Source organism: Pseudomonas onubensis (assembly GCF_965653655.1).
GTDB lineage: Bacteria > Pseudomonadota > Gammaproteobacteria > Pseudomonadales > Pseudomonadaceae > Aquipseudomonas.
Window position 1 is genome coordinate 43,299 of sequence record NZ_CBFHAZ010000029.1, and the last position, 16,583, is coordinate 59,881.

Annotated in this window: 15 protein-coding genes and 3 pseudogenes; 10 read left to right on the forward strand and 8 right to left on the reverse strand. The window is 60.5% G+C overall.

What is annotated here, in order from left to right:
* Positions 1 to 92 precede the first annotated feature (92 nt).
* The 4 genes from ACTD9P_RS12495 to ACTD9P_RS12510 all read left to right on the forward strand — a co-directional run bounded on the left by ACTD9P_RS12495 (position 93) and on the right by ACTD9P_RS12510 (position 4,727).
* The gene (locus tag ACTD9P_RS12495; RefSeq protein WP_438867941.1) at positions 93 to 1,106 is read left to right on the forward strand and encodes an ABC transporter substrate-binding protein; all 1,014 of its coding nucleotides are present in this window, start codon (positions 93 to 95) and stop codon (positions 1,104 to 1,106) included.
* 129 nt (positions 1,107 to 1,235) lie between these two features.
* Positions 1,236 to 2,165, forward strand: a complete 930-nt coding sequence (locus ACTD9P_RS12500) for an aliphatic sulfonate ABC transporter substrate-binding protein (protein ID WP_438867952.1) — start codon at positions 1,236 to 1,238, stop codon at positions 2,163 to 2,165.
* A 166-nt stretch (positions 2,166 to 2,331) separates the two neighbouring features.
* On the forward strand, positions 2,332 to 3,336 hold the full coding sequence (locus ACTD9P_RS12505) for an ornithine cyclodeaminase family protein (protein WP_438867942.1): 1,005 nt from the start codon (positions 2,332 to 2,334) through the stop codon (positions 3,334 to 3,336).
* Positions 3,333 to 4,727 (forward strand): aromatic amino acid lyase, encoded by a 1,395-nt coding sequence (locus ACTD9P_RS12510; RefSeq protein ID WP_438867943.1) that lies wholly within the window; start codon positions 3,333 to 3,335, stop codon positions 4,725 to 4,727. The genes ACTD9P_RS12505 and ACTD9P_RS12510 overlap by 4 nt, the downstream gene beginning before the upstream one ends.
* A gap of 125 nt (positions 4,728 to 4,852) precedes the next feature.
* Here the strand turns inward: ACTD9P_RS12510 and gstA are convergent, their stop codons facing one another.
* On the reverse strand, positions 4,853 to 5,455 hold the full coding sequence (gstA, locus tag ACTD9P_RS12515; RefSeq protein ID WP_438867944.1) for a glutathione transferase GstA: 603 nt from the start codon (positions 5,453 to 5,455) through the stop codon (positions 4,853 to 4,855).
* A gap of 96 nt (positions 5,456 to 5,551) precedes the next feature.
* Between gstA and ACTD9P_RS12520 the strand changes: the two genes are divergently transcribed.
* The 4 genes and pseudogenes from ACTD9P_RS12520 to ACTD9P_RS12535 all read left to right on the forward strand — a co-directional run bounded on the left by ACTD9P_RS12520 (position 5,552) and on the right by ACTD9P_RS12535 (position 8,914).
* Positions 5,552 to 6,421 (forward strand): LysR family transcriptional regulator, encoded by an 870-nt coding sequence (locus tag ACTD9P_RS12520; protein WP_438867945.1) that lies wholly within the window; start codon positions 5,552 to 5,554, stop codon positions 6,419 to 6,421.
* A gap of 167 nt (positions 6,422 to 6,588) precedes the next feature.
* A pseudogene (locus ACTD9P_RS12525) lies at positions 6,589 to 7,365 on the forward strand (PAS domain-containing protein); the annotation flags it as partial.
* A 123-nt stretch (positions 7,366 to 7,488) separates the two neighbouring features.
* Positions 7,489 to 7,908 (forward strand): annotated as a pseudogene (locus tag ACTD9P_RS12530) (methyl-accepting chemotaxis protein); the annotation flags it as partial.
* Positions 7,909 to 8,023: 115 nt separating this feature from the next.
* Entirely contained in the window at positions 8,024 to 8,914 is an 891-nt protein-coding gene (locus tag ACTD9P_RS12535; RefSeq protein WP_438867946.1) for an amino acid ABC transporter substrate-binding protein, read from the forward strand.
* A gap of 56 nt (positions 8,915 to 8,970) precedes the next feature.
* On the opposite strand, the gene ACTD9P_RS12540 is transcribed toward ACTD9P_RS12535, so the two are convergent.
* The 7 genes and pseudogenes from ACTD9P_RS12540 to gntR form a co-directional block, all read right to left on the reverse strand.
* The gene (locus ACTD9P_RS12540) at positions 8,971 to 9,126 is read right to left on the reverse strand and encodes a hypothetical protein (RefSeq protein WP_438867947.1); all 156 of its coding nucleotides are present in this window, start codon (positions 9,124 to 9,126) and stop codon (positions 8,971 to 8,973) included.
* A gap of 162 nt (positions 9,127 to 9,288) precedes the next feature.
* The gene (locus tag ACTD9P_RS12545) at positions 9,289 to 9,798 is read right to left on the reverse strand and encodes a hypothetical protein (RefSeq protein WP_438867948.1); all 510 of its coding nucleotides are present in this window, start codon (positions 9,796 to 9,798) and stop codon (positions 9,289 to 9,291) included.
* 133 nt (positions 9,799 to 9,931) lie between these two features.
* Positions 9,932 to 11,341, reverse strand: a complete 1,410-nt coding sequence (locus ACTD9P_RS12550) for an MFS transporter (RefSeq protein ID WP_438867949.1) — start codon at positions 11,339 to 11,341, stop codon at positions 9,932 to 9,934.
* 9 nt (positions 11,342 to 11,350) lie between these two features.
* Positions 11,351 to 12,088, reverse strand: a complete 738-nt coding sequence (locus tag ACTD9P_RS12555; protein WP_438867950.1) for an NAD-dependent epimerase/dehydratase family protein — start codon at positions 12,086 to 12,088, stop codon at positions 11,351 to 11,353.
* Between the two features lie 66 nt (positions 12,089 to 12,154).
* A pseudogene (locus tag ACTD9P_RS12560) lies at positions 12,155 to 12,400 on the reverse strand (glutathione S-transferase N-terminal domain-containing protein); the annotation flags it as partial.
* Positions 12,401 to 12,604: 204 nt separating this feature from the next.
* Entirely contained in the window at positions 12,605 to 12,838 is a 234-nt protein-coding gene (locus ACTD9P_RS12565; protein WP_438867951.1) for a DUF6124 family protein, read from the reverse strand.
* Positions 12,839 to 13,273: 435 nt separating this feature from the next.
* Positions 13,274 to 14,305, reverse strand: a complete 1,032-nt coding sequence (gene gntR, locus ACTD9P_RS12570; protein WP_438867953.1) for an HTH-type transcriptional regulator GntR — start codon at positions 14,303 to 14,305, stop codon at positions 13,274 to 13,276.
* 211 nt (positions 14,306 to 14,516) lie between these two features.
* Here gntR and ACTD9P_RS12575 point away from each other — a divergent pair, with 211 nt between their 5' ends.
* Positions 14,517 to 15,050: a gluconokinase gene (locus ACTD9P_RS12575; protein ID WP_017139216.1), complete on the forward strand. Its 534-nt coding sequence runs from the start codon at positions 14,517 to 14,519 to the stop codon at positions 15,048 to 15,050.
* Positions 15,051 to 15,133: 83 nt separating this feature from the next.
* Complete coding sequence (locus ACTD9P_RS12580) at positions 15,134 to 16,486, forward strand: GntP family permease (RefSeq protein ID WP_058421449.1); 1,353 nt, start codon at positions 15,134 to 15,136, stop codon at positions 16,484 to 16,486.
* The last annotated feature ends 97 nt before the right edge of the window (positions 16,487 to 16,583 follow it).

Below are 16,583 nucleotides of genomic sequence, written 5' to 3' on the forward strand. Positions count from 1 at the left end.
TTGTGACGCTCTGCGTCACCGGTTGGACGCAGAGCGTCCGGGGCTGCATTCCCACGCGGAGCGTGGGAACGATCATCACCATGAGGTTCTGCATGAAAAAAATTAGAAACCTGCTCGGTGGCTCGCTGCTGGCACTCGCTGTCCTGACGCAGCCTACCCAGGCCGCCGAGGCCATCAATCCCATCCACTTCGGCGACATCACCTGGGAAAGCGGCAGCCTGATCACCGAAGTGCTGCGCCTGATCGTCGAGAAAGGCTACGGCCTGCCCACCGACACCTTGCCCGGCAGCACCGTGAGCCTGGAAGCCGCCCTGGCCAAGGACGACATCCAGGTGATCGGCGAAGAATGGGCCGGGCGCAGTCCTGCGTGGGTCAAGGCCGAGGCTGAAGGCAAAGTGTTCGGCCTGGGCGACACGGTCAAAGGCGCCACTGAAGGCTGGTGGGTGCCCGAATACGTGATCAAGGGTGATGCTGAACGCGGCATCAAACCGCTGGCGCCGGAGCTTAAGTCGGTGGCCGACCTGGCGCGCTACAAGGACGTGTTCCGCGACCCGGAAGACCCGAGCAAAGGCCGCTTCCTCAACAGCCCCACCGGCTGGACCTCGGAAATCGTCAACAGCCAGAAACTCAGGGCCTATGGCTTGACCGACACCTTCGTCAACTTCCGCACCGGCTCCGGCGCGGCGCTGGATGCTGAAGTGGCCTCCTCGATCCGACGTGGCAAACCGGTGCTGTTTTACTACTGGTCGCCAACGCCACTGCTGGGCCGCTTCAAGCTGATCAAACTCGAAGAACCACCGTTTAACGCCGAAGCCTGGAAAACCCTGGCCGACGCCAACAACCCGCACCCCATCGGCACCCGCTCAATGCCTGCACACTTGGCGATTGGCGTGTCGGCGCCGTTCAAGGCGCAGTACCCGCAACTGGTGACGTTGTTTGAAAAAGTCGACCTGCCGATCGACCTGCTCAACGGCATCCTCGCGCAGATGAGCGAGAAACGTGAACAGCCGCGCCAGGTCGCGCTGGCGTTCCTCAAAGAGCAGCCGCAGGTGTGGCAGCAATGGGTGCCTGCGGATGTCGCGGCCAAGGTCAAAGCTGGCCTGTAGCTGATCGTTCCCACCCTGCGCGTGGGAAATGCATCCCGTGACGCTCTGCGTCACGATTTTAGAGCGGGACGCGGAGCGTCCCTGGCGGCATTCCCACGCAGAGCGTGGGAATGATCGGAGGTAACAATGATGGTTAAGTTTTTCAGTGTGGTTCTGGCTTCACTTGTGTTTTCGGCAGCGGTGTCTGCGGCCGAACCGTCCACCTTGCGCATCGGCTACCAGAAAAGCTCGGTGAGCATGGTGCTGGCCCGTGAGCACAAGCTGTTCGAAGAAGCGCTGCCCGGCACCCAGGTGCAATGGACCGAGTTTCTCGGTGGCCCGCCGCTGATCGAGGCGCTGAATGCCGGCAGCCTGGACATCGGCAACATCGGCGACATCCCGCCGATCTTCGCCCAGGCCGCCGGCATTGATTTGCAGTACTTCGCCGTCGAGCCCAATGAAGGCAAGACCGAAGCGGTGCTGGTGCCCACAGCCAGCAGCATCCAAAGCGTGGCCGAACTCAAAGGCAAGCGCGTGGCGCTGCTCAAGGGCTCCAGCGCACACAACCTGTTCCTCAAAAGCCTGCTGCGCGCGGGCTTGCAGTGGAAGGATGTAAACGTGGTGTACCTGTCGCCGTCCGACGGCCGCGCCGCATTTGAGCAAGGCAAAGTCGACGCCTGGGTCGTGTGGGACCCGTACTACTCGGCCGCTGTGGTCGATGGTTCCGCCCGCGTGCTGGGCGACGGCCAGGGCCTTAACCCGGCCGGCAGTTTTTTTGTGGTCAACAGCCCGTTTGCCAAACAGTACCCGCACGCCGTCGCCACCATCATCAAGACGCTCGGCAAGGCCCAGCGCCTGTCCCTGGACCAGCCCGCAGAAAGCATCGCCTTGATGGCCAAGACCTTGGGCCTGCAATCGGCGGTGGTCAGAAGCTACTTCGAACACCGCTCGCCGGAGCCGATTCGCCCGCTGCAAGCCATCGACATCGCCAACCAGCAACGCACTGCCGACCTGTTCTTCGCCAACGGCCTGATCCCGAAAAAGGTCGATGTGCAGCAAATCGTGTTCAAAGCGCCATAAGCACCTATTTCCTGTGGCGAGGGAGCTTGCTCACGCTGGGTTGCGCAGCAGCCCCAGAACCATTCACCGCGTACCGCCTGCAAGAATGCGGTGGTCATGACTGGGGCCGCTTCGCAGCCCAGCGGGAGCAAGCTCCCTCGCCACAAAAGCTACCAGTGAGCAGACTATGCAACCGATCTACATCGACTTTCTCAACGGCCTGGACATCGACGAACTGGGTCTCACCAATGACGAAATCCTCAGCGCCATCGAAGCCAGCCTGGGTATCCAGGGGCGCGGTGAGGCCGTCATCGAGCCGCGTACGCACCTGATTCCCGGCGGTGATATCAACGGCCACTTCAACGTATTACGCGGTGTGCTGGGTGGCGATATCGGCTATGCCGGCGTCAAGGTGGTGGGCGATTTTGTCGACAACTACCGCAAGGGGCTGCCATCGGAATTGGCCATCCTCAACCTGCTGGACCCGGCCACCGGCATTCCCCAAGCCATCCTCGACGCCTCGGTCATTACCGACATGCGCACCGGCGCCGTCACCGCCATCGGCGCCAAATACCTGGCCCGGCCGGGCAGCAAAGTGCTGGCGCATATCGGCGCGCGCGGCACGGCCTATTGGAATGTGCGCCTGCTCGATCACCTGTTCGACTTCGAGGAAATCCGTGTGCATTCGCGCCGCAGCGAAAGCCGCGAAGCCTTTGCCGAACGTCTGCGCCAGGACCTGGGCAAACCGGTAATTGTCACCGACGATTGGGAAAGCACCGTGCGCGGCGCCGACATCGTGGTCGAGGCCTCGCGCCTGGACCAGCCCGAGCCGCTGTTGCGCACCGACTGGATCAAACCCGGCGCCTTTGTGGTGCCGTACGGCACCATGAGCGCGGTGCAATTGTCGCTGACCGACATCATGAGCAAGCTGGTGGTCGACGATTGGGGCCAGTGCAAAGGCGGCATGTTTGGCGCCTTGCGTGCCCACGTGGACGCCGGAAAACTCAGCGCCGAAACCCTGCACGCCGAGCTTGGGCAGATCGTTGCCGGTTTGAAAAGCGGCCGCGACAACCCTGAAGAAACCATTCTGTTCTGGCACCGTGGCCTGAGCCTCAGCGACATCGCCCTGGGCCATGCGCTGCTGGAAAAAGCCAAGCGTCTAGGCATCGGGCAGCGGTTGCGCTGGGCATGATTCACTTCGACCCCCAAGGTTTGACGCTGGATGATTTGCTGGCCATTGCGGGCCAAGATGCACCGGCAAACTTCACCGCGCAGGCGCGCCAACGCATCGACGCAGGCCACCGGTTGCTGCTGAAACTGGCCGCGCAAGGCACACCGATTTATGGCCTGACCACCGGCCTGGGGGCGGCGGTGGATACGTCGGTGGCGCCAGTTCAGGCGAGTATTCCATTGGGCCGTGCGGTCGGGGTTGGGCGGTTGGCCAATCGCCAGGAACTGCGCGCGATCACCGCTGCACGCCTGTCTGGGTTAGCACAGGGCCGCTCGGGTATTTCGCCGGTGGCGGCCGATGCACTGTTGGATTTGCTTAATTCAGGCGCCGAACCCCAAGTGCCATTGCTCGGCTCATTGGGTGAGAGTGATCTGGCGCCGCTGGCGCACCTGAGCCTGGTGCTGAATGTGCCGCTGACCGGCAAGGATGGCTTGGCGCTGGTGTCGGCGAATGCTGCGAGTGTGGGCCTTGGCGCGCTGTTGGTGGCCGAGGCGCAGCAGGTATTGGGCGCTTTGCTGGCCGCGTTGGCTTTGTCGTGCGAAGGCTATCGCGCCAACCTCAGCCCCTTTCAGCCGTGGGCTTCACGCTTGCGCCCGGCGCCTGGGCAAACCGAACAGTCGGCGGCGTTGTTGCAACTGTTGGACGGTGGCGAGTTGGCGCAGAGCCCACGGCGCTTGCAAGACCCGCTGAGCTTTCGCTGCGCCACCGTTGTGCAAGGCGCGGCGCAACAGGCGTTGCAGCAATTGCACGCGCTGGTCGAGTTGGAGTTGCGCAGCGGCGCGGATAACCCGGCGTTGATCAGCGAAGAATCGATGGTACTGGCCACGGCCAATTTCGACAGCACGCACTTGGCGCTGGCCGCTGAAGGGTTGGGCTTGGCCCTCAGTCGAGTCGCCGCATGCAGTGCCGAACGTATTGCCAAATTGCTGTCGCCTGCCTCCAGTGACTTGCCACGTTTTCTGATCACGCAACCGGGACATGTCGGCCTGGCGGCCCTGCAGCGCACCAGTTCGGCGTTGGTGGCAGAGATCGGGCATCTGGCCAACCCATTGCCCGCCGTGAGCGTGCCCGTGGCGGATCGGGTGGAAGACTATGCCGGGCAGGCGCTTGCCGTGGTCGACAAGACCCGGCGCTTGACCGAGCGGGTGTTGTGGTTGGCCAGCATTGAACTGATCGTGGCGGCGCAGGCGGTGGACCTGCGTGGTGTGTTGCGGCTGGGGCAGGGCGCTCGGCAGATTCATGCGGCGGTGCGCGGTCGGGTGGCGCATTTGGATGAGGATCGTTCAGGTTCGGTGGATGTGTTGGCACTGAGCAATTTCATCCTCGATGGCCACCTGAAACCCTTTCTTTAAAGCGAAGCAGATCAAATGTGGGAGCGGGCTTGCTCGCGAATACGGTGTATCTGTTAATGCATGTGCTGGCTGACACACCGCATTCGCGAGCAAGCCCGCTCCCACATTTTTAATTGCATTTCAGGTCATGCAGATTCGGCAGCCAGTGCCGCAGTCACCGCAGGCCGTGCGCCCACGCGTTGCACAAACGCCGCCAGCGCCGGCCACTGCTGCAGATCAATATCGTGCAAACCCGCCCAACGCAGCACCACAAACAAATACGCATCCGCCACCGAATACTGCTCGCCCAGCAAATAATCCTGGCGCTCCAGCGTCTGCACCAGCACCGCAAAACGCTTGTACAGCGTGGCCACAAACATCGCCCGCACATCGCCTTGAATCGCCGGGTTGAAGAAAATCGCCAGCCCGCCATGAATCTCGCTGGCGATAAAATTCAGCCATTCCTGCAAGCGCACACGCTCCCAACTGCCATTGGCCGGGGCCAAATGGGCGGCGGGTTGCAGGTCGGCCAGGTATTGCAGGATCGCACTGGCTTCGGTCAGCACCTGGCCGTTATCCAGTTGCAGCGCGGCCACGTAGCCCTTGGGGTTGATCTGCAGGAAGTCTTCGCCATTGGCGGTGGTTTTGGCCTGGTTGTCGACCAGCACCAGATCGAAGGGCAAGGCCAATTCGCGCAACACGATATGCGGGGCGAGAGAACAGGCATTCGGGAAAAAATACAGTTTCATGTTGGGGCGCTCGGTTGAATTTGCGCCAGTCTCACGGGCATGGCACCGTGGGTAAAATTAAACCTTCAGACCCCATCCATAAGGACAGCTACTGCCATGATGAACCTGATGCACTGGCGCTTGCTGGTGGCCGTGGCCGATCACGGCAGCATCACGGCGGCGGCCGAACAGGTGGGCATGACCCAGTCCGCCGCCAGCCAGGCCATGGCGTCTATGGAGGCTACGCTGGGTGCGCAACTGTTCACCCGTGAGCCGCGCAAGACCTTGCCCACAGCCCTCGGGTTGAGTGTGATCGCGCAGGCGCGGGTGATGATGGCGGCATTACAGACCATTCGTACCACGGTCGACGAAGCCCGCCCGTTGTTGCGCGGCAGCATTCGCATCGCCAGTTTCCCTATGGTGCTGGCAACCTTTCTGACGCCGTTGCTGCAACGTTTCCGTCAGTTGAACCCCGGTATCGAGGTGACCACCCTGGATGTCACCGACAGCGAGGTGCTCACCTTGCTCGACGCCGACCTGATCGACCTGGGCGTCGTCCTCAACCCCAAGCCCGAGCGCAATGCCACGGTGTTGGGGCGTGATTACTGGATGGCGGTGCTGCCGGCTGATCATCCCATCGCGCAGCGCCCGGCCGATGCCAGCGTGTCGCTGCAAGAACTGCTCGAACAACCCTTCGTACTCGCCACCGGCGGTTGCACCGCCAATGCCCGTAGCCTGGGCGCGGCTGCCGGCTTGAGCTTGCGCGATATCCGCGTAGAAGTACGCGAATGGAACAGCGCCTACAGCCTGGTGCGTGAGGGCGTCGGTGTGACGCTGGTGCCGGAAATGGCCTTGCCAGCCCAGCGCAATGGCCTGCGCGTGATGCCGCTGACGGTGGCGCTGCACCGAGAGTTTGCTTTGGTCGGCTCCACCACCCGGGCGCCTTCTGCCGCAGCCTGCGCATTGTTAAAAATGCTGGCTGACTAGTGGCCTTGCATAGCGCCAAGCCCTGTCTATGCTCACCCATAACCGTTGATGACGTTTGGCATATAAAGCGTTTCGGATGGTTATTTCCCCATGAAGGCAAGCCAGTACTATCCAAAAAATGAATGGAATGCGCCTTTCGGGCGCCGGGAATCAAGGGTGATCTGACCATGTTCAACCGCCATCACAAATCCGACCTGCAAGAAATCGAACGTTTCTCCTGTGCCCTCACCGAGTCCAACGCCAAACTCGCTGCCATCAGCCGGTCTATGGCGATGATCGAGTTCGACCGCAACGGCGTCATCCTCGATGCCAACAACAACTTCTGCAAAGCCATGGGCTACAACGTGGAGGAAATTCGCGGCAAACATCACCGTATTTTCTGCGAAGAGGCCTACACCCACACCGAGGCCTACACCAAGCTATGGCGTGACCTGGCGCGCGGCGAAGCCCTCAGCGGCACCTTCATGCGCCTGAACAAGCGTGGCGAAGAAGTATGGCTGGAAGCCAGTTATATGCCGGTGCTCGACAGCCACAACCAGGTGCAGAGCGTAATCAAAGTGGCCTCGGATATTTCGGCGCGGGTCCACCACGAACACGAGAACCAGAGCCTGATCGATGCCATCAGCCGTTCCATGGCGGTGATCGAGTTCACGCCCCAGGGCCAGATCCTCAACGCCAATGACAATTTTTTGCGCACCGTGCAGTACTCGCGCGAAGAAATCATCGGCCAGCACCACAGCATGTTCTGCCATCGCGCCGAGGTTGAATCGCCGGCGTACAAGGCCTTTTGGGCCTCGCTCAACCGTGGCGAATACCACTCCCATCGCTTCGAGCGTAAGAACAAGTACGGCAAGACCCTGTTTCTGGAAGCGTCCTACAACCCGATTTTCGACACCAGCGGGCGCCTGTACAAAGTGGTGAAGTTCGCCAGCGACATCACCGACCAGGTCACCACCCTGCGCACCGCTGCCGATTCGGCGCATGCCACCTCGGTGCAGAACGACGCCTGTGCGCGCAAAGGCTCGGAGGTGGTGCAGCAAACCGTGCAGATCATCGAGGCGATCTCCAACGACCTGAACCAGGCGGCCCAGAGTATCGATGCGGTGAGCAAGCAATCGGACATCATCGGTTCCATCGTGCAGACCATCCGCAGCATTGCCGAACAGACCAATATGCTCGCGCTTAACGCAGCCATTGAAGCGGCGCGGGCGGGTGAGCATGGGCGTGGTTTTGCGGTGGTGGCCGACGAAGTGCGCAGCCTTGCCGCACGTACCAGCCAGGCGACGGTGGAGATTGTGGATGTGGTGCGCAAGAACCACGACCTGTCGCTGAGCGCGGTGTCGAGCATGCAGTCGAGCCTGAGCCGTACCGGGCTGGGTGTGGAATTGGCGAATGAGGCGGGGCAGGTGATCCTGGAGATTCAGGAAGGCTCGCGGCATGTGGTGGATGCCATCAGCCAGTTCAACTCGACGTTGCAACTGCAATAGACATCATCGCGCTTGTTGTCGAGACAGGTTCGGCAGCGAGCGCAGATTTGCCCTACAGAGCAGCTTCAACGGCGTCGGTATAAGAGCGCAGGTTATTCAATGCGTGAGATGAACTATGAAGTTGCAAGGCGCCTTATTCCTGTCGTTATGCATGCTGTCGGCCAGCGCGCTGGCAAACGATGCCGTTCTGGAAAAAATCCGCGATAAGAAGCAAATGGTCATTGGGTATCCGGCGGAAGCGCTGCCTTTTTCCTATCAGACCGGCGCGGGTGAACCGGTGGGTTACTCCATCGACCTGTGTCGGCGCATTGCCGATGACGTGAAGAAAAACCTCAAGCTTGATCAACTGGCCTTGAGCTTCAAACCCTTGAGTTTCAAAGACCGTCTCACTGCCGTCAGCAGCGGTGCGGTAGACCTCGAATGTGGCTCTACCACCAACACGCTGGAGCGCCAGGAGCAGGTTGATTTCAGCGTTTCAACCTTCGCGGCCTCGATTAAAGTGGTTTCCAGGGTCGGTGAAAAGTTGGATAGCTTGAAGGACCTCAATGGTCGATCCGTGGTGATCGTTGATGGCACCACCGTTGGCGAGGTGGTTCAACAACTTGAAAAGCGCGAAGGGTGGACCCTTAAAAAGGTACATGCCAAAAACCTGACTGAGGGCTTCAAAATGTTGGTTGATAGCCAAGCCGACAGTCTCGTTTTCGATGAAGTGGTAGTGGCGCCGCTGATGGCAAGCGCCGCCGAACCTGCGCGTTATCAGTTTTTGAAAGATGTGCTGGTTGTGGAACACCTAGGGTTGATCATGCCGAAAAATAACCCCGCGTTAAAACGTACCGTGGACACGACTCTGGCTGCGTTAATGGCATCCGGGGACGCCAGGACGCTGTATGCCAAATGGTTTGAATCGCCGATTGTGGTCAAGACGCTTAATCTCGAAGTGCCCTTTTCCACGCAGATGGAGCAGATCTTCAGCGCCCCGACGGATCAGCCGGGCAAAGCGCTGTAGCGCAGTGAGCACGATCCATGTGGGAGCTGGCTCCCACATTTATTCAGCGATGTCTGTTAGATCGCCGCCAGTGTTTCTTTAACCGCCTGTGCCGGATCAGTGGCTTTAGCCGCTACCTGCTGCTCTTGCTGCTGCTTCACACGGTCTGCCACTTCTTTGGCAATCGCGTCCTGTTTTTCCTTCGGCATCGCCTGCACTTGCGCCTCGGTCAAACCCTGTTCCTTGAGCAACTGCTCGCGGATGCGTTCGGCCGATCGTTCCCACGCTCCGCGTGGGAATGCCTCACTGGACGCTCCGCGTCCGCTCTTGGGACGCAGAGCGTCCTTGGCTGCATTCCCACGCGGAGCGTCGGAACGATCATAAGGGGGGGGCGGTTAGATCGCCGCCAGGGTTTCTTTCACTGACTGCGCCGGGTCAGTGGCTTTCGCCGCTACCTGCTGCTCTTGCTGCTGCTTCACCCGCTCAGCCACTTGCTTGGCAATCGCGTCCTGTTTTTCCTGCGGCATCGCCTGCACTTGCGCCTCGGTCAGACCCTGCTCCTTGAGCAACTGCTCGCGGATGCGTTCGGCCGGGGATTTGTTCATGTAGTCGGTGAAATCAGCACGCGCAGTGCTGGTGCCCGAACCGGCTGCCGGTACATCCGTCGATGCCGTAGGGGCGGCGGTGGTGGCCTGCAACTGCACGCGGGTCTTGGCGAAGGCTTCGTCGATGCGGTCGTTGGCCTTGTCCAAATCCTTTTGCGCGGCCGGTACGGTCACGCTCTGCTGCGCCGCTTGCAGGGCGCCGCTGTACAGCGTGCTGGCGGCCGCATTGGCCGGGTCCATGTCGGGACGCTTGAGCTGTTGCACGGTCGATACGGCTTGGGCGTTGTTATTAACCAGCATGATCGGTCACCTGTGGAAATGTTCGGTGCCACAGCTGGAGCAAATAGCATGCCGAGTGCACCACCCCCGATTTTGTTGGGGATGGCGCGATCGTCGCGGCAATTATTGTCCCGCAGGCGGCCAACTGTTGCCGTCAGTGCGCGATATTCTCCAGCGCTAAATTGCGTGTGCGTGGCCCGAACCAGCTAATGGTGATCATCACAATCAACATGCTGCTGGCAATAAACGCCAATACGCCCGGCGTGCCCAGGTGCTCCAGAATAAAACCGATCAACAAGCTGCTGAACACCGTGGACAAGCGGCTGAACGAATAACAGAACCCCACCGCCCGCGCGCGGATGTTGGTCGGGAACAGTTCGCTTTGGTACGAGTGGTAACTGAAACTCAGCCAAGCGTTGCAGAAGGTGATCATCACCCCGCAGATCACCAGCCCCACCGCCGTGGTTTGCAGGGCAAACAGGCTGCCGAAGATCATTGCGCCCATGGCTGAGCCGACGATTTGCCATTTGTTTTCAAAGCGATTGGCCACTTTTACAAACAGCAACGGCCCCAGCGGATAGGCGAGGGTGATGATAAAGGCGTACATCAGGCTGTGGGTCACGCTCACGCCCTGGCCCGACAGCAACGCAGGCAACCAATTGCCGAAGCCGAAAAAGCCGATAGCCTGAAACACATGGAACACGATCAGCATCAACGCACGGCGCCGGTACGGCGGTTGCCAGATATCGGCAAAACGGCCGCTGCCTTGCACGCTGACGGCCTGCGGTTCAGGTTCATCCAGCGGTTTGCCGTGATCCTTCTGGCAGTGCGCCTCCAGGTTGTCCATGATCTTCCCGGCCTCATCAAAGCGACCTTTTTGCGCCAGCCAGCGCGGTGATTCCGGCAAGCGTTTGCGCAGTTGCCAGATAAACAGCGCAAACACTGCACTGCTGAGCACCACCCAGCGCCAGCCGGACACCCCGAACGGCGCCTGGGGCACCAGCCACCATGACATCAACGCCACCGCCGGCACCGACAGAAACTGGATAAAAAACGCGAAGGCGAACGCCGAACTGCGCATGCGCTTGGGCACCAGTTCCGACAGGTAGGCGTCGATGGTTACCAGCTCGATCCCCAGGCCAATGCCCACCAGAAAACGCATGCCGATAATGCCCAGCGCCGAGGTTTGAATGCCCATCAACACCGTGGCGACCGTGTACCAGATCAACGCAAAGGTAAAGATCGCCCGGCGCCCGAAACGGTCGGCGATAGGGCTAAGCAGGCTGGCGCCGAGGAACAGGCCCAGAAAGGTCGCCGAGGCGAACGCGGCCTGGTCCGAGAAGCCGAACACGCCTTCACTGCCGGTGTGGAAGATCCCGTCGCTGATCAAGCCGGGGCTGATATAGGCGGTCTGGAACAGGTCATACAGCTCGAAAAAACCACCGATCGACAGCAGCGCCACCAGGCGCCAGACAGTGGCGACGGCGGGCAAGCGGTCAATGCGCGCGCTGATATGGGCGGCGCGGATCGGGTCGATGCCGTCGGCGGTGGAGAGTGCGGGCATGGGCAGAACTCAATAAGTAATCGGGATTTCAAATTCTTGGAACGCATCGTCGACCGGATGGTAACCCAACACGCGCGTGGTTTCGCTCAGGTCCAGACGCTTGAAACGGTTATTGGAAATGCCATGGGCGATCAGGTGCTTTACACCTTCGGCCTCCACTGAGCGTTGCAGCAGTTGCACCACATCCCGTGGGCTGAGCCAGGCGCTGAGGTCGCGGGCGTTGTTGAGGTCGTGGGTTTCGGGGAACTCAAAGGCGCCGATGCGCAGGGCGATGGTCGACAGCGGCGTCTTGGCTGCGTAGTAGCCGCACAGCGCCTCGCCGTAGCATTTGCTCACGCCGTACAGGTTGGCGGGCATCACCGGCATGCCGGGCGTGATCTGCCGGTCCACCGGGTAGCCTTCGATGGTCTGTGCGCTGCTGGCGAACACCAAACGTTTCACGCCGGCGGCTACGGCGGCTTCGAACAGGTAAGTCGTGGCGAGGATATTGTTCGGCAGCAATTCGTCGAACGAAGCGCTGGCGTCGGGAATGCCCGACAGGTGCACCACCACGTCGATGCCGTCGAGCAGCGCGGCCAGGCTGGCTTTGTCGCTGAGGTCAGCGTGGACGAAACGGTGCTCGCCCAAGTCAAACGCCGGCGCGATGCGGTCAGTGAGGGTGAAGCGGTAGCGGTCTTTCGAGGCTTCGAAAAACGTCTTGCCAATTCTGCCGCAGGCGCCGGTAAGCAGTACGTTGAGTCCGTTCACGGTGAAGTCCTTGTTTTAGTTATGGCCGTCGAGGGCGAAGGTCTTGAAGCCTGGGCGTTGGCTCAGGCGTTGGTAGAGGCCGACAAGGTAGCGGCAGATGGTGTTGGATTCCCACAGCACGCCGTGGTCGTCGATCAGCACCGGCACCTGGGCGTTGGGGTTCAAGGCGAGGAATTCGGCTGACTGGGTGGGCTTGAAGCCGATGCCCCAGTCTTCACGCACGTATTCGATGCCCATTTCCTGGCAGGTCCAGAGCACTTTGCGCACATTGATGGAGGACGTGCGGCCGAGGATTTTCAGTGAGTGTCCCATGGTGCTTCCCTGACGATGGAGAGCGGTTAATCTAGCAGGGGCAGGACTTTACGGCGATATCTTAAGTGGGCACGGACAACATGTGGGAGCGGCGGTGCGACGATTCGACTTGCTCGCGAAGGCGGTGGGTCAGTTAGCCCATTTGTGGCTGATACGCCGCTTTCGCGAGCAAGCCCGCTCCCACATTTTTAACCGAGTAAGGCTTTAGGTGCGTGGTGTTTGCTGGTCCATGGCTTTGCCTACCATCAGCACTGACAACTCGCTCAGTTGATTAATGGCGAGTGCCACGTCGCGGTGTTTGCCGGTGAGGTCATTGGACAGGTCGAGCAACAAGGTGCTGACGGAACACACGGTTTCGTAGCTGTTGATCAGTAGGGATTCGATGGGTATGTCGGGGGTGAGGGTGAAGAGCGTATTCGGGGGATTGACGCTTTGCATGGTTGAAGTACCTGGTGAGTGCCAACACCCGCATCGCTACTAAACAAATTGGGTGGCAACTGTGCGCAGGTTAGTAGACCGGTAATCCCACACAAACCCGGCGCGCCCGAAGGCGCCCTACGCACAGCCGCCATAATTGGCTTGTGCATATTGTGTTGGGAAGTTCGGGCTACTAAACCCGATCGCCGAGAAATTCAGCGACCAACCAACCTTAAAGACCACCCCCCAAGCGCACAAGCCGGCGGATTCTGACGTAAGCGTAGGCAACCGGGCAAGGCGCTTACGGCAATGTCAGCCGCGTCCTACAGGCGTCCCACACCACTCCGATCGTTCCCACGCTCCCGCGTGGGAATGCAGCCCAGGACGCTCTGCGTCCAAAGCGTGACGCAGAGCGTCACAAGAGGCATTCCCACGCAGAGCGTGGGAACGAGCACGTCACGTGCTTTCGCGCACCTGCAACTCAAACCCCATGTCCACCACCGGCTTGGCAATCTTGTTGCCCGCCATGATGGTCAACAAATGCTCCGCCGAGCGCCGCCCGATCGCCTCACGCGGCGTGCTGATACTGCTCAAGCGCGGCACCATAAAAGAGGATGCAGGCAAGTCATTAAAACCCAGCACCGCTATGCGCTCCGGTACTTTGATGCCGTGGCGCATAGCCTCCAGCAGTGCGCCCTGGGCCAGGTCGTCGTTACCAAAGAAAATCGCGTCCACATCCGGATGCGCCGCCAGCAGCTGCAAAAACAGCTCCCCACCCAAGCCCACGGAGGAGGGGCGCGGTGTCAGCAATTCCAGCGCCGGGTCGTACATACCGGCGTGTTGCAGGGCACGGCGGAACCCTTCACCGCGTAGCAACGTGCGCTGGTCCAACTGCGCGCCGATATACGCCAGGCGCTTGCGCCCACGGGAGAGCAAATGCGCTGCCGCTGTCTCGCCTGCGCTCAATTGCGAAAACCCCACGCAATTCACGCCCGCGTTCGGGTCCAGATCCATCATGTACACACAGGGCACATTGCTGGCCTCGACCATTCGCCGTGCGCTTTCGGTGCGGTCAAACCCGGTCAGCAGCAAACCGCGTGGCTGGTAAGCCATGTAGTTGCGCAGCAGGTTTTCTTCTTCATCGCGTGAATAGTGCGAGTTGCCGATCAGCACCTCAAAGCCCTTGGGCCGCAGCACTTGGTGGATGGCTTCGAGAGTTTCGATAAACAGCAGGTTGGACAGCGACGGCACGATGACCACTACCGAATGGCTTTGCGCCGAGGCCAGGGCGCGAGCGGCGGGGTTGACGACGTAGTTGAGTTCGGCGGCGGCCCGTTGCACTTTTTCCACCAGCTCGGTAGCAACCGTGCTGACGCCACGCAGTGCGCGGGAGGCGGTAATGGGGCTGACACCCGCCAAGCGGGCCACTTCATTGAGGGTCGGGCGACCGGTGGTGCGTAATTTTTTATCGTTCTTGGAGGTCATCAGGCTGTTGCCAAACAAAAATCGAGGCACTAAGGTAGCGCTGTCTCCAAACGGCTGCAAATACTTGAACGTTGGGTTGCCTGATCCTGTTCAAGCGGTTGGAGAGGATGCACGCGCCACTCCATAAAAATGACAAGTCGGCGCGGGAAAAGCCTGTTTTTGCACTAGCCTTACAGCGTGCAAAGGTAGCGCTATCTGCGTCCTGAGGTGTTTCATGAGTCAACCTGTTACCGCCCTGGTCATCATGGGTGTTTCCGGCTGTGGCAAGTCCAGCGTCAGCGAAGCCCTGTGCCGCCTGAACGGCGCCACCGCGATTGAAGGCGACAGCTTTCACCCTGCCGCCAACATCGAAAAGATGAGCGCCGGCCACCCCCTCAACGACGACGACCGCGCCGGCTGGCTCGACATCCTCTGCGATGAACTGCGCCGCTCGCTCAAAGCGGGCGAGCATCCGGTGCTCACCTGCTCAGCCCTCAAAAAGAAATACCGCGACCACCTGCGCGAAGCCGCGCCGGGCCTGGGCTTTGTGTTCCTGGAGCTGACCCGCGCCGTGGCCGCTGACCGCGTGTCCCATCGCCCTGGCCATTTCATGCCGGCAAGCCTCATAGACAGCCAGTTCGCCACCCTCGAATCGCCCGTGGGCGAGCCGCTGACCCTGGCGCTCAATGCCAGCGAAGACAGCGTTGAGGACTTGGCCGAGCAAACCAATGCCTGGTGGCTGCAACACGGCTTTGAACCTACTCATTAATTTTTTGCCGGAAAGGTAGCGCTACCCCCGGCGAAAGATTCAATACCCGCTTTAATAACAACAACAAACAGGAGAGACCCCCCATGTTTGGCATGTCCCACGAGTCCTACCTGCTGCTAGACGCAGTGGTCACAATCATCGGGTTGATCGTTCTGATCACCCAATTCAAGGTGCATCCGTTCATTGCACTGATCATCGCGGCCGGCTTCCTCGGCCTGACTTCGGGCATGCCCGTGGACAAGATCATCAAGGCGTTCCAGGACGGTTTTGGCGGCGTGCTCGGGTTTGTCGGCATCATCCTCGCGCTGGGCACGATGCTCGGCAAGATGATGGCCGAATCCGGCGGTGCCGATCAGATCGCGCAGACGCTGATCCGCGCCTTCGGCAAAGAAAAAGTCCAGTGGGCCATGATGTTCGCCGCGTTCCTGGTGGGCATTCCGCTGTTCTTCGAGATCGGCTTTGTGCTGCTGATACCGCTGGTGTTTATCGTCGCGCGCCGTACCGGCGTGTCGCTGATCAAGATCGGCATCCCGCTGCTCGCCGGTCTCTCGGCGGTACACGGTCTGGTGCCACCGCACCCTGGCCCGCTGCTGGCCATCGGCGTGTTTGGTGCAGATATCGGCAAAACCATCCTGTACGGCCTGATCGTCGCACTGCCGACCGCCATCATTGCCGGGCCGATTTTCGGCACGTTTATCGCCAAGTACATTCCGGGCAACCCGTCCCAGGAACTGGTCGACCAACTGGCCCGCGAGCCGGAATCCAAAAGCTTGCCGAGCTTCAGTATCACCCTGATCACCGTGCTGCTGCCGGTGTTCCTGATGCTGCTCAAAACCTTCGCCGACGTCGCGCTGCCGGACGGCCACGCCATCCGCAACTGGATGGACATGATCGGCCACCCGATCACTGCGCTGCTGCTGGCGTTGCTGCTGTCGCTGTACACCTTTGGCCATCGCCAGGGCATTCACTCCAAGCAAATCCTCAAGCTGCTCGACGCCAGCCTCGCGCCGACCGCTGCGATCATCCTGATCATCGGCGCCGGTGGTGGTTTCAAGCAGATGCTGGTGACCAGCGGCGTGGGCGACGTGATCGGCCACATGGCGGTGAACGCGCAGATCAACCCGATTCTGCTGGCGTGGCTGGTGGCGGCGGTGATTCGTGTGGCCACAGGCTCCGCGACGGTCGCGACCATTACCGGCGCAGGCATTGTGGTGCCGGTGGTCGGGATGATTCCGGGGGTTAACCGTGAGCTGCTGGTGTTGGCGACGGGGGCGGGCTCGTTGGTGTTGTCTCACGTCAACGATGCGGGGTTCTGGCTGGTGAAGCAGTACTTCAATATGACCGTGGTCGAGACCTTCAAGACCTGGACGGCGATGGAGACCATTCTGTCGGTGGTGGCGCTGATCTTTATCATGCTGCTGTCGTTGGTGGTCTGACAGTTACACGCTGAAGCAGGGGTGAAAACCCGATCCAAATGTGGGAGCGGGCTTGCTCGCGAAGGCGGTGGGTCAGTCGCCTAATACAGTGACTGAC

Excerpts from the sequence above, each read along its gene's own strand:
- ACTD9P_RS12510 (WP_438867943.1), top strand. The coding sequence starts at position 3,333 with ATGATTCACTTCGACCCCCAAGGTTTGACGCTGGATGATTTGCTGGCC.
- ACTD9P_RS12580 (WP_058421449.1), top strand. The coding sequence starts at position 15,134 with ATGTTTGGCATGTCCCACGAGTCCTACCTGCTGCTAGACGCAGTGGTC.
- ACTD9P_RS12575 (WP_017139216.1), top strand. The coding sequence starts at position 14,517 with ATGAGTCAACCTGTTACCGCCCTGGTCATCATGGGTGTTTCCGGCTGT.
- ACTD9P_RS12550 (WP_438867949.1), bottom strand. The coding sequence starts at position 11,341 with ATGCCCGCACTCTCCACCGCCGACGGCATCGACCCGATCCGCGCCGCC.
- gstA (WP_438867944.1), bottom strand. The coding sequence starts at position 5,455 with ATGAAACTGTATTTTTTCCCGAATGCCTGTTCTCTCGCCCCGCATATC.
- ACTD9P_RS12520 (WP_438867945.1), top strand. The coding sequence starts at position 5,552 with ATGATGAACCTGATGCACTGGCGCTTGCTGGTGGCCGTGGCCGATCAC.
- ACTD9P_RS12500 (WP_438867952.1), top strand. The coding sequence starts at position 1,236 with ATGGTTAAGTTTTTCAGTGTGGTTCTGGCTTCACTTGTGTTTTCGGCA.
- ACTD9P_RS12505 (WP_438867942.1), top strand. The coding sequence starts at position 2,332 with ATGCAACCGATCTACATCGACTTTCTCAACGGCCTGGACATCGACGAA.
- ACTD9P_RS12535 (WP_438867946.1), top strand. The coding sequence starts at position 8,024 with ATGAAGTTGCAAGGCGCCTTATTCCTGTCGTTATGCATGCTGTCGGCC.
- ACTD9P_RS12565 (WP_438867951.1), bottom strand. The coding sequence starts at position 12,838 with ATGCAAAGCGTCAATCCCCCGAATACGCTCTTCACCCTCACCCCCGAC.
- ACTD9P_RS12495 (WP_438867941.1), top strand. The coding sequence starts at position 93 with ATGAAAAAAATTAGAAACCTGCTCGGTGGCTCGCTGCTGGCACTCGCT.
- ACTD9P_RS12545 (WP_438867948.1), bottom strand. The coding sequence starts at position 9,798 with ATGCTGGTTAATAACAACGCCCAAGCCGTATCGACCGTGCAACAGCTC.